At 70.5% G+C, this 11,794-nt stretch carries 10 protein-coding genes; 7 read left to right on the forward strand and 3 right to left on the reverse strand.

The genetic code is table 11. The features are described 5' to 3' along the window. The first annotated feature begins 66 nt into the window (after nt 1–66). Nucleotides 67–714: a phosphoribosyltransferase gene (locus IH68_RS0120465; protein ID WP_030937254.1), complete on the forward strand. Its 648-nt coding sequence runs from the start codon at nt 67–69 to the stop codon at nt 712–714. Nucleotides 715–816: 102 nt separating this feature from the next. Here the strand turns inward: IH68_RS0120465 and argG are convergent, their stop codons facing one another. Then, nucleotides 817–2,271: an argininosuccinate synthase gene (argG, locus tag IH68_RS0120470; RefSeq protein ID WP_030937256.1), complete on the reverse strand. Its 1,455-nt coding sequence runs from the start codon at nt 2,269–2,271 to the stop codon at nt 817–819. A gap of 130 nt (nt 2,272–2,401) precedes the next feature. Between argG and IH68_RS0120475 the strand changes: the two genes are divergently transcribed. The 4 genes from IH68_RS0120475 (at nt 2,402) to IH68_RS0120490 (ending at nt 7,582) form a co-directional block, all read left to right on the forward strand. Continuing rightward, entirely contained in the window at nt 2,402–3,487 is a 1,086-nt protein-coding gene (locus tag IH68_RS0120475) for a hypothetical protein (protein ID WP_030937258.1), read from the forward strand. Between the two features lie 57 nt (nt 3,488–3,544). Next, nucleotides 3,545–4,450 (forward strand): fructosamine kinase family protein, encoded by a 906-nt coding sequence (locus tag IH68_RS0120480; protein WP_078912569.1) that lies wholly within the window; start codon nt 3,545–3,547, stop codon nt 4,448–4,450. Nucleotides 4,451–4,750: 300 nt separating this feature from the next. Beyond that, complete coding sequence (locus IH68_RS0120485; RefSeq protein WP_030937262.1) at nt 4,751–7,087, forward strand: molybdopterin cofactor-binding domain-containing protein; 2,337 nt, start codon at nt 4,751–4,753, stop codon at nt 7,085–7,087. A gap of 18 nt (nt 7,088–7,105) precedes the next feature. Next, nucleotides 7,106–7,582: a (2Fe-2S)-binding protein gene (locus IH68_RS0120490; RefSeq protein WP_030937264.1), complete on the forward strand. Its 477-nt coding sequence runs from the start codon at nt 7,106–7,108 to the stop codon at nt 7,580–7,582. 112 nt (nt 7,583–7,694) lie between these two features. Here IH68_RS0120490 and IH68_RS0120495 read toward each other — a convergent pair whose 3' ends face one another. Next, a complete protein-coding gene (locus tag IH68_RS0120495) occupies nt 7,695–8,648 on the reverse strand; it encodes a LysR family transcriptional regulator (protein ID WP_030937266.1) in 954 nt (317 codons plus the stop codon). Between the two features lie 83 nt (nt 8,649–8,731). On the opposite strand from IH68_RS0120495, the gene IH68_RS0120500 reads away from it, so the two are divergent. Beyond that, on the forward strand, nt 8,732–9,424 hold the full coding sequence (locus IH68_RS0120500) for a type 1 glutamine amidotransferase domain-containing protein (RefSeq protein ID WP_030937269.1): 693 nt from the start codon (nt 8,732–8,734) through the stop codon (nt 9,422–9,424). Between the two features lie 99 nt (nt 9,425–9,523). Continuing rightward, nucleotides 9,524–9,925 (forward strand): SseB family protein, encoded by a 402-nt coding sequence (locus IH68_RS0120505; protein ID WP_030937271.1) that lies wholly within the window; start codon nt 9,524–9,526, stop codon nt 9,923–9,925. Nucleotides 9,926–9,998: 73 nt separating this feature from the next. Here IH68_RS0120505 and IH68_RS0120510 read toward each other — a convergent pair whose 3' ends face one another. After that, the gene (locus tag IH68_RS0120510; protein WP_030937273.1) at nt 9,999–11,750 is read right to left on the reverse strand and encodes an RICIN domain-containing protein; all 1,752 of its coding nucleotides are present in this window, start codon (nt 11,748–11,750) and stop codon (nt 9,999–10,001) included. Between the last annotated feature and the right edge of the window lie 44 nt (nt 11,751–11,794).

An 11,794-nucleotide genomic window follows, 5' to 3' on the forward strand; every position in this document is an offset into this window, starting at 1 on the left:
CCTGCGGGGTACGCGGGGAACCGGACCGAGGGGGGCGTCTGCGCGCGGGAAGGAGTGGCGACCGCGATGCAGTTCCATGACCGCACACAGGCCGGGCGGGAACTGGCCGAGCGGCTGCGGATCCAGCAGGAGAAGGGCCTCCTGCCGCACCCGGTCGTCCTGGCCCTCCCACGCGGCGGCGTTGCCGTGGCCCGGGAGGTGGCGCAGGCGCTGGATGCCCCGCTCGACGTACTGGTCGTACGCAAGATAGGCGCCCCCTTCCAGGAGGAGCTCGGTGTCGGCGCGATCGTCGGCGACGACGACCCACTCTTCGACGAGGACGCCCTCGTACAGCTGGGCCTGACCGAGACCATGCTGGCCCCTGTGGTGGAACGAGAACGGAAGGAGCTCCACCGCCGCGAACGGCTCTACCGGCAGGGCCGTCCCGCCCCCGATCTGACGGGCCGCACCGCCATCGTCGTCGACGACGGGCTCGCCACCGGATCGACGGCCCGCGCCGCACTGCGCTGCGTACGGCGTCAGGCCCCCGAGCGGGTCGTGCTGGCCGTGCCGGTCGGCTCGCCGCACGCGGCGGACCAGATGCGCGCCGAGGCCGACGAAGTGCTCTGTCTGCAGCGGCCGGCATCCTTCATGGCCGTGGGCCTGTGCTACGAGAGGTTCGAGCAGCTGACGGACGAGGACGTGCTGAGGGCCCTGCACACGGCGGCCGGCTGAACCGGCTTCCTGCAGCGGGACCGGCGCTGCACCGACGGAAAGGCCGGCCCGACACCATCGGTGTCGGGCCGGCCTTCTTCCGTTCGCAGACGGATGTGCCGGTCAGTCCGTGCCGGATTCCATCGCGGCGCGGTCCAGCAGTGCGTCCTCCTCCGAGACCTCGCCACGGGAGGCGATGGCCTCCGCGCCGCCCTCCGGCAGCTCCGGCATGGTGCCGATCAGACCGGTCGCGGCCGCCTGGGAGGCGCCGATGGTGGGGCTGCCGGTGCCGATCAGGCCGAGGCCGACGTACTGCTCCAGCTTGGCGCGCGAGTCGGCGATGTCCAGGTTGCGCATGGTGAGCTGGCCGATCCGGTCCACCGGGCCGAACGCCGAGTCCTCGGTGCGCTCCATCGACAGCTTGTCCGGGTGGTAGCTGAACGCCGGGCCCGTGGTGTCGAGGACCGAATAGTCCTCACCGCGGCGCAGCCGCAGCGTCACCTCGCCGGTGACGGCGGCGCCGACCCAGCGCTGCAGCGACTCGCGGATCATCAGCGCCTGCGGGTCCAGCCAGCGGCCCTCGTACATGAGGCGGCCGAGGCGACGGCCCTCGTTGTGGTACTGGGCGAGGGTGTCCTCGTTGTGGATCGCGTTGACCAGGCGCTCGTAGGCGGCGTGCAGCAGGGCCATGCCGGGCGCCTCGTAGATGCCGCGGCTCTTGGCCTCGATGATCCGGTTCTCGATCTGGTCGGACATGCCCAGGCCGTGGCGGCCGCCGATGGCGTTGGCCTCCATGACCAGGTCGACGGGGCAGGCGAACTCCTTGCCGTTGATCGTCACCGGGCGGCCCTGGTCGAAGCCGATCGTCACGTCCTCGGTGACGATCTCCACCTCGGGGTCCCAGAACCGCACGCCCATGATCGGCTCGACGGTCTCGACGCCCGTGTCCAGGTGCTCCAGGGTCTTGGCCTCATGGGTGGCGCCCCAGATGTTGGCGTCGGTGGAGTACGCCTTCTCCGTGCTGTCCCGGTAGGGCAGGCCGTGGGCGACCAGCCACTCCGACATCTCCTTGCGGCCGCCGAGCTCGGTCACGAAGTTGGCGTCGAGCCAGGGCTTGTAGATCCGCAGATGCGGGTTGGCGAGCAGGCCGTAGCGGTAGAACCGCTCGATGTCGTTGCCCTTGAAGGTCGAGCCGTCGCCCCAGATCTGGACGTTGTCCTCGAGCATCGCCCGCACCAGGAGGGTGCCGGTGACGGCCCGGCCCAGCGGGGTGGTGTTGAAGTAGGCACGCCCGCCCGAGCGGATGTGGAACGCCCCGCAGGTCAGCGCGGCCAGGCCCTCCTCGACCAGCGCCGCACGGCAGTCGACGAGACGCGCGATCTCGGCACCGTACGTCTTCGCACGGCCGGGCACCGAGGCGATGTCGGGCTCGTCGTACTGACCGATGTCGGCGGTGTAGGTGCACGGGACGGCACCCTTGTCGCGCATCCACGCGACCGCGACGGAGGTGTCGAGGCCGCCCGAGAAGGCGATGCCGACGCGCTCGCCGGCGGGCAGGGAGGTGAGGACCTTGGACATAGGAAGAGTATGCATGATCTCGCATGATCATGCAAAGCCTTGCCTGAAGGGTGCCGATGCACTGCCCCTGCGCACAGGGTTCCTGCAGGTTCCTGCCCCCGGCAAGCCGCCGCTCAGGCACCATGATCGTGTGACATACGCGGTGACTGTGGACGTGGACCTCCCCAAGGGCGCCCCCGAGCTCGACGTTCTTCAGCGGGAAGGCGTCGGCTTCCTGCTGCGCAAGGGGCTCGATTCGATCGCGGCGATCGAGGGGCCCGACGGAATGGAAGTCGACCTGGTGGACGACGTCATCGCCGTCCATCCCACCGGTGTCCTGCTGAAGCTCTTCGTCGACGCACCGGCACTGGAGTTCGCCGAGGACGCCGCCCGTGAGGTCGTCGCAGAGCTGCTGGAGCGCAGCGAACCCCTTTCCGACTGGGAGATCACCCGCTGCGGGGTGGAGCTGCACCCCGACCTGCTGCAGGAGAGCCTGGACGCGGCCGACGGCCCGGACGCACCGCCCGCGGATCCCGCCGAACGCGCACGCCGGCATGCGGCGGCCGAGCCCTCCACCGGGACCGGCCGTCTCGACCGCGACGAGGTCGACGCCATGCGCCGCACACTCCGTGCTCTCGCACCGACGCTGCGAGCCTTCCCGCTCGAGGCCTTCGGCCACCGCGAGGACGAGGAGGAGCGGATCGTCAGCCGTGAGGCGGCGGAGGTCGCGGCCGGTGCCGTCGTGTACGCCATCGACCTGCTGGTCGACGAACTCTTCACGGACCTGGCCGGTCTGGAGGAGGACGGGCCCACCGTCGCGGAGACCGAAGCGCCGTTCATGGTCCTCGACGATCTGCCCCCGCAGTTCGCCCTGCAGTACACGGTCCTGTTCGTCCGCCGGCTGACCGTCACCGCCGTGACCATGACCGGCCGCCTCACCCAGCCGCACTTCGGCCGGCCCAGCTGCGTGGCCGAGGAACTGCTGCTGAAGTTCCTGCTCGCCCAGGCCGAGGTGACGGCCGACCTCTACGAGCTGCTGAGCGACGAGGTCGAAACCGCCCTGCAGGTCTTCACCAACGGCGTGTTCGAGGACCTGGACCACGAGTGGCTGTACGCCCCGACCGCGGACGGCATCGCCAAGGGCGCCGTGCAGGACTGGTTCATCCCCTTCGGAGACGAGCAGTACGTCCATCCCTACGCCGCCAACGACGACGGCGACGACCAGGCCCTGGACTGACCAGCCCTGGACCGACACCGGCCGGCTCGCGGCGGTCCTACGCTGGTGTCCGTGCACATCGGCTTCCCCTCCGACGGCGACAGCGACGGCGTCCACAGTGACGGCGGCGACAACGACGGGCCCGGCGCAGCTGCGGCCAGGATCACCGTGCGCACCGTGCGCGGCGCGCGACGGCTGTCCGCGGCCCTCGCCGAAGTCGGCCTCGACGGCGGGCAGTCGGTGATGGTCAAGCGCAGTGACGATCCGGGCGCGATGCAGGCCGAGGCGGCGGGGCTGCGCTGGCTGGCCGACGCCGGCACGGTCCGCGTTCCGGACGTCCATGGGCACGACCGGCGCTGGCTGGTGACCGACGTGGTGGAACAGGGCCCGCCGACCGCCCGGGCGGCGATGCAGTTCGGGCGTGGGCTGGCCGCGCTGCATGCCGCGGGCGCCCCCGCGTTCGGCGCGGCACCGCCCGGCGGTCCCGTGGACGCGTACATCGGGCTCGCCCCGATGCGGAACGTCCCCGGTGCCGACTGGCCCCGCTGGTACGCGGAGCATCGCGTGCTGCCCTACCTGCACGAGGCCGTCGAGCGGGGCACGATCCGCCCCGCCGAGACGGCCGTGATCGAGCGCGTCTGCGAGCGGCTGCCCGAACTGGCGGGGCCCGCAGAGCCGCCCGCCCGGCTGCACGGCGACCTGTGGAACGGCAACGTGCTGTGGGGAGCCGACGGGCACGCCTGGCTGATCGACCCGGCCGCACACGGCGGTCACCGGGAGACCGACCTGGCGATGCTGCAACTGTTCGGCTGCCCGCACCTGGAGCACGTACTCGACGGCTATCAGCAGGCAGCCCCGTTGGCCGACGGGTGGCCGGAGCGGGTGGGGCTGCATCAGCTCTTCCCGCTGCTGGTGCATGCCGTGCTGTTCGGCCGCGGATACGCCGAACAGGCCCTCGCGGCAGCACGAAGGGCCCTCGCGTGACGAGACGCGAGGGCCCTTGGGCGAAGTGAGCGGCGAGGCCAGCGAGGGGACTGGCATCAGAAGGTTTTTGAGAAGGAAGTCCCGGTCATCGCCTCGCCTGCGGCCCACCCCAACAGTCAGTCGGAGATCAGGTCGCGCAGATTTTCCGAGGTGAAGCCCGACCCCGTCCCCGCTTCACACGCCCCACGACTTATGGCTTTTCCGTGTGGAAGCGGCTCGGAGATCTTTCGCGCAACGCGCCTGACGTGCACAGTCAGGAGCCGCCATCAAGGCGAGTGCCGCGCGCTTGGAGGACCGGTGATGGGAGCCCACGAACACCCGCAGCCGCAGGACGCCGATCCCGCTCCGGGCGGCATCGGGCGCAGGCGCTTCCTGGGATACGTCCTGGCCGCCTCGACGCTGACCGTCGCCGCCGAGCTCGGCGAGGCCGTCCTCGCGCCCAGCCGGGCCGCAGCGGTCGTCCCCTCCGCGCCCGGACCGGCCGAGATCTACGACCTCAACGACATGCTCACCCATGCCACCCTGCCCACCGCGAACCTGATCACCATCCGGGTCGACACCGACGGCACCGCCTCCTTCGCCCTGCCCCGGGCCGAGGTGGGGCAGGGCATCACCACCTCCAGCGCTATGCTCGTCGCCGAGGAACTGGACCTGCCGCTGGACAGGGTCCGCGTCACCCTCGCCGAGGCCCGCCCCGAGCTCCTGTTCAACCAGCTCACCGGCGGATCCAACACCACCATCTCCACCTTCACCCCGATCCGGGTGGCGGCCGCAGTCGCCCGCGGCCGGCTCCTGGAGGCCGCAGCCCTCGAACTGGGCGACGCCGTCGACACCCTCACGGCGAAGCTCGGCGTCATCACCTCCTCCGTGACCGGCAAGAGCCTCACCTACGGTGAACTCGCCGAGAAGGCAGCCGCAGTGACGACCAGTCAGGTCTCGGTCACACTGAAGAAGTCGTCCGAGTTCAAGGTCATCGGGACCGCGCAGCGACGCGTCGACGCGCTGGAGGCGGTCACCGGGCGCAAGAAGTTCGCGATGGACCTGCACGTGCCGGGCGCCCTGCCGGCCATGGTGTGCCGTCCGCCCACGATCAACGGCACGGTCCGTTCGGTCGACAACCTCGACGAGGTGCGGGCCATGCCCGGCATCACCGACGTCGTAGGGATCTCCACCGGCGTCGCCGTCCGCGGCCGCACCTTCGGGCAGTGCATCGACGCCGTGCGCGCCCTGAAGGTCACCTGGGGCCCCGGCACCGTGGACGACGCCTCCGACGACACCATCCGCGCCGAACTGCGCAAGGCCGAACTCCCGCTGCCGGCCCTCGACCTGCTGACCAAAGCGGTCGACGCCCGTTTCATTTTCCACTTCGCGAGCAACAGCGCCCTGGAGACCAACTGCGCCGTCGCCGACGTGCGCGAGGACTCGGCCGAGATCTGGGCCAGCCTGAAGTCCCCGATCACGGCCCAGGAACAGATCGCGCTCAGCCTCGGACTGCCCACGAGCGCCGTCAAGGTGCATGTCACCGAGGGCGGCGGCTCCTTCGGGCGCAAGCTCTTCCACGACGGCGCCGCCGAGGCCGCCGAGATCTCCAGGGCGACGGGCAAACCGGTCCGGCTGATGTGGCACCGCACCGACGACTTCCGTCAGGGCCGCACCCACCCCATGTCCACCTCACGGGTGCGCGCCACCTACGCGCTGGGCCAGGTGCTCACCTACGACCAGCGCCACACCTCCGTGGCCACCGACTTCGGCCACGGCGTCGGCGAGATCATCACCTCCGAAGCCGCGCAACTGCCCGTCGGCGACCTCACCTTCTCCGAGACGATCTTCACGCTCACCCAGCAGACCCCGTACAACTTCGGCGTGGTCACCCAGCTGCTCAGCGAGACCGACAAGGGCTTCCACACCGGCTCCATGCGCAACATCTACTCGCCCAACGTGCGGTGCGCGCAGGAGCTGATCGTGGACGAGCTGGCCAGGCGCATGGGCAAGGACCCCTATCAGTTCCGCCGTACGTTCCTGAAGGACGAGCGGGCCCGGGCCGTCCTCGACAAGGCCGCAGAGGTGGGCGGTTGGGGACGCAGCATGCCGGCCGGCACAGCCCAGGGCATCGCCCTGCACCCCGAGTACCACGCCTACGTCGCCGTCCTCGCCGAGATCGACTGCCGCCCGGGGACCACCGGCCGCAAGGTCCCCGACGCCTGCACCGGACCACGGGTCACCAAGGTCGTCTGCGCGGTCGACGCCGGGCTCGCCATCAACCCGCGCGGCCTCCAGGCCCAGATGATGGGCGGCATCATGGACGGCATCGCGATCACCCTCAGCTCCGGACTGCACCTGGCGGGCGGGCACTTCCTGGAAGGCAGTTGGGACAACTACTTCTACACCCGCCAGTGGAACACCCCGCCGGAACTGGAGATCGTCGTCATGCCGCCGACCACCGGCAAGCCCGGCGGCGCGGGCGAGCTGGCCGTCGCGGGCGCGATGGCAGCCGTGGCCTGCGCGTACGGGCGCGCGACCGGCACCATGCCGACCACGTTCCCGATCAACCACGACGGCCCCCTCGGCTTCGAGCCGCTGCCCACCACCCCGCCGATCCCGGCGTCCCCCACCGACGGCCTGAGCCGCGCCTACTAGGAGCCCAGGAGGTTCTTCGTGCCCGAACACACCTTCATCCTCAACGGCAGACCGGTGACCGTGGACATCGAGGACGACGTACGGCTGCTGTGGGTGCTGCGGGACGTCCTGGGCGTCACCGGACCGAAGTACGGGTGCGGGCTCGGCGTGTGCCAGGCCTGTACGAGCCACATCAACGGCAAGGCGTTCAACCCCTGCAGCGTCCCAGTGAAGGACCTCACCCCGACCGACGAGGTGACGACCATCGAGGGTCTGCCCGCCACCGTCGGCAGGGAACTCCACCCGATGCAGGAGGCCTGGCTGGAGTACGACGTCGCACAGTGCGGCTACTGCCAGCCCGGCCAGATCATGACCGCGGTCGCCAAGGTCCGCCAGGCCCGCGAGGAGGGCCGCGACATCAGCGAGGCCGACCTCGACGAGATCCGCAACGTCTGCCGGTGCGGTACGTATCACCGGATCCGTGAGGCGATAGTGGCGGGGGCGAAGAAGTACTGACGCTGAGCGCTCCGCAGGATGTGCCGCGACGGGTGGTCGATCGTCCGCGGCGCCGTCGTGGCTGGTCGCGCCCACGCGGCGGAGCCGCACATCGATACAGCCCCGCGCCCCTTTAGGGCGCGGCCTGAAGCAGATGGTCGCGGACCAGGGCGACGTGAGGGTTGGCTGAGGCACCCGGGCGCTGCACCAGGAAGGCGGTGTTGATGGGCGGGTCGTCCGGGTCGTGCAGCAACACCAGGGAGCCCGAGGCCAGTTCGGCGGTGCACAGGTAGCGGGGAAGGACCGTGAAGCCCGTACCGCCGACGACCGCCGCCTTGACCGCGTTCAGGTCGGGCATGGTGACCGCCGGCTGACAGACGAGACGTCTGCCGAAGACATGACGCCAGTAGCGGCGCACGATCGGCAGGTCCTCGGCGTAGGCGACCAGGGGCACACCGTGGAGGGCGGCGGGCCCGGCGGCGGCGATCCCGCCCGGCCCGCTGATGCGTTCGGCCCACGCGGGGGCGGCGACCAGCACGAACTCCTCGTCCCCGAGGGGCACGGCGGCCAGGGCCCGGCCGCGCGGCCGGAACGTCGCGACCACCAGGTCATGCCGGCCCGCCCGCAGGTCGTCCAGGAGCGGCTCGGTCAGTCCGGGGGTGATGCGCAGCCGTACGCCTCGCTCGACCAGCGGCGCCAGGCGGGGCATGACGGAACGGGTGAGGAACTCGTGCGGACCCGCCAGGTGCACCGGCTCCGGCGGCTGGTCGTCGGCCGGCCCGCCCCGACCCGTGAGCGTGGCGAGGGAATCCAGCGGCTGCACGATCCGGGAGGCGAGCTCGTCCGCGTACGGTGCGGGGGAGACCCCGCGGGCCTGGCGCTGGAAGAGTTCCCGGTCCAGTTGCCGCTCCAGTGCGCGCACCTGCGTCGTGACCGTGGGCTGCGACAGCCCGAGCAGACGCGCCGCGGCCGTGAAGGAGCCGGTGCGGTAGACGGCGAGGAAGGTGCGCAGCAGATTCAGATCGAGCGCCGCCGAGCTGCCGACCTGCGCTCTCTCCTCCCGGCCATTGGTTTCCCTATCCCTCATATCGATGAGCCTATTGGATTCCAATGGCGGGCGGGACTTACGGTTGGATCACCACCACGCTGACGACCCCTCGGAGACAAAGCATGTCGAAGATCCTTTTCGTGATGACCGGCGTCGACTACTGGACGCTGGCCGACGGCACCCGCCACCCCACCGGCTTCTGGGCGGAGGAGGCCGTCGCCCCTTATGAGGCGTTCAAGGCCGCCGGTCACGAGATCGTCGTCGCCACCCCGGGCGGTGTCGTTCCGACCGTGGACAAGGGCAGCCTCGCCGCCGAGTACAACGGCGGGCAGGAGAACGCCGACCGCGTCGCCGGCGTGCTCGCCGCGGCCACCGAGCTGCAGCGCCCCATCAGCCTGCGGGACGTGAACCTCGACGAGTACGCAGCCGTGTACTACCCCGGCGGCCACGGCCCGATGGAGGACCTCGCCGTCGATGCCGACTCCGGCAAGCTGCTCACCCTCGCCCTGGAGTCCGGCAAGCCGCTCGGCGTCGTCTGCCACGGCCCCGCCGCGCTGCTCGCCGCCGAACGGGACGGCGTCAACGCCTTCGCCGGGTACCGGGTGGCCGCGTTCACCAACGACGAGGAGACCCAGTCCGGCTTCGCAGACAAGGCCAAGTGGCTGCTGCAGGACCGGCTGACCGAGGCCGGGGTGCAGGTCCAGGTCGGTGAGCCGTGGGCGCCGCACATCATTGTCGACCGCAACCTCGTCACCGGCCAGAACCCGGCCTCCTCCGCCCCGCTCGCCGCGGAGCTGCTCAAGACGCTGGGCTGAACAGGGACACATGACGCCCGGGACTCCGGGTAGCCGCCCGTCGGACCACTGGCGGGCACAGTGCAGTGCCCGCTGTTCGACCCGGTGATTGGATCAACCGTGACCGACTACTCTCCCGACGGCTCCGACCCCGCCGTACATCTGGCCCTGCGTGCCGTGGTCGGGGGCGATGCGGACGAGACCGAGCTGGACACCCTGGCCGGCAGCGAGGTACTGGTGCCGACCGGTGCCGTTGCCGCCCAGGAGCAGGATCCCGCGGAGGTGACCCTGCCCGTCTACGCGCAGGAGGACGGCACCGAGCTGGTGCCTGTGTTCACCACCGAAGCGCGCATGCAGCAGGCGCTTCCACAGGTCACCCAGCATCGCCGGATGGCGCTGGGCACCCTCGCCCACCGCTGGCCGTCCCAGAAGCTGGCGCTGGTCATCGACGCCGGTACACCGGAGGAAGTGGCGCTGACGGCTGAGGGGGTCAGGCAACTGCTCGACCGCGGCGCCGCCTGACGTCACACATCACACCGTGCTCGTCCTCCTGAACGTGGGCGTTCCCCCAGGTAAGGGAACGCCCACGCTCACGTCACCGCGACGTCAGCTTCCACAGGTGGTCGGCCGTGCCGTTGTCGTCCCACTGCAGGACCTGCGCCCCGGACGACGTACTCATGTTGTTCACGCCCAGCAGCAGCCCGCTGTTGTAGTTGGCGATCTTGTAGTAGCCGTCGCCGGACGGGATGAGCTGCCAGAGGTGGTCGGCGGTCCCGTTGTCACCCCAGATCAGGGCCTTGCCGCCGTCCGCCGTGCTCATGGAGTCGATGCCCAGCAGCAACCCGCTCGCCCTGTTGGCGATCTTGTAGAGGCCGGAGCCCGCGGCTGCCAGCGTCCACGACTGGCTGCTGCCCGTGCTCGACGTCGCCTGGACGACCGAGGTGCCCTGCGCGGTTCCTGCCCCCGAGGTGTCGAGGGCGAGAGCGCTGTTCTTGTTGGTGATCTGGTACGTCCCGGCCAGCGAGGTCGAGGCGCCGCTCGGGGTGATCACCAGGTGGTAGCCGTCGGAGGCGTTGGTCGTCACCGGCACCGTGATGGAGCCGTTCGAGACGGTGTAGTCGGCGTCGGAGATGGTGACCGGCCCGGACACCGCGGTCGTACGGCCCTTGGAGGGCGTGTACTCCAGCCTCGCGTGCACCTTGCTGCCGAACGCCGACAGCGAGCCGAGCCCCTTGACCGTGACCGCGCTTGAGCCGGCCCCGCCGCCGAAGATGACGCTCACCTGGTTGCCGGCGCTGTTGAGCGAGGCCGCGCCGTCGATGCCCGTCTGCGCCGGGGGAGTGGTGACGAGCATGTTCCCGGACATGTCGCCGTACCACTTGTAGAGCGAGTACGCGCCGTTCGGTGAGGCGCCGGTGTCGGTGAGGGTGTCTCCGAGGGTGCCGTAGTGGTTCCAGAAGGCCATCTCGGCGTCATGCACGCCCGCCCGCTCGAACTTGGCCGCGTAGCTGACCAGCGGCCCGGGCACGCCGACCTCGCTCGTGGTGCCGTACTCCTCGATGGAGATCGGCCGCGGGCTGATCCCGAGGCTGCTTTCCAGTGCGCGGTAGGCGGAGACGTGCGCGGCGATGTCCTTGCTGCCCTGCAGCTCGTGCCAGGCGATGATGTCCGGCACGGTGCCGGAGGCTTTGGCGTCGGTGAGGAACGTGCTCATCCAGGACTGGTTCCACGCCGAGTAACTCGGCCCCTGGATGGGCGTCTTGGTGTCCTTGGACCGCACTTCCTTGTAGGTGCGCGCCCACCCCGCGTCGAACGCGCCTGCGTTGGTGGTGTCCCATGTCCAGTCGGGCTCGTTCCACAGCTCGTACGCGGCGATGTTGGTGGCGCCGGACGACTGGACGGATGCGACCTGCTTGTCCACCGCGGACAGCCAGTCGCTCCAACTCACCCACTTGTAGGGAAAGTTGGGATACCAGTCCGGCATGCGTACGACGACCTTGGCGCCGGCCCGCGCCGCCTTGGACGCCACGACCAGCGCGTCGCCCGCGGGCTTGGGCTCACCGTTGGGCAGCTGGGAGCCGCCCGGCGCCATCTGGACGAAGGTGTTCGGCTTGAGCGGAGTGACCAGACTGTCGGCGGGAGTGGTCGCGTCGGCGAGGCCGTAGAGACTGCCGGTCGCCACATGGGTGACGGGGCGCAGTGCCTGGTCGGCGTTGACGACCAGGGTGGTCGACGCGGTGGGGGCAGCCTGGGCGGGGGCGGCCACGGCCAGGGCGGCTGCACCGAGGACACAGGCGCCAAGGACGGCTGTCAGACGTAGGGGGACGGGGGTTCTTGTGCGGCTCATGACAGATCTCCTCGGGGAGGGGGGTGGGGCAAAGCAGGCCGGAC

It is taken from the genome of Streptomyces sp. NRRL S-646, assembly GCF_000720765.1.
In the GTDB taxonomy this organism is placed as follows: domain Bacteria; phylum Actinomycetota; class Actinomycetes; order Streptomycetales; family Streptomycetaceae; genus Streptomyces.

Coding starts and splice junctions, on each gene's coding strand:
- IH68_RS0120465 (WP_030937254.1), top strand. CDS start 67: ATGCAGTTCCATGACCGCACACAGGCCGGGCGGGAACTGGCCGAGCGG.
- argG (WP_030937256.1), bottom strand. CDS start 2,271: ATGTCCAAGGTCCTCACCTCCCTGCCCGCCGGCGAGCGCGTCGGCATC.
- IH68_RS0120485 (WP_030937262.1), top strand. CDS start 4,751: ATGGGAGCCCACGAACACCCGCAGCCGCAGGACGCCGATCCCGCTCCG.
- IH68_RS0120495 (WP_030937266.1), bottom strand. CDS start 8,648: ATGAGGGATAGGGAAACCAATGGCCGGGAGGAGAGAGCGCAGGTCGGC.
- IH68_RS0120500 (WP_030937269.1), top strand. CDS start 8,732: ATGTCGAAGATCCTTTTCGTGATGACCGGCGTCGACTACTGGACGCTG.
- IH68_RS0120510 (WP_030937273.1), bottom strand. CDS start 11,750: ATGAGCCGCACAAGAACCCCCGTCCCCCTACGTCTGACAGCCGTCCTT.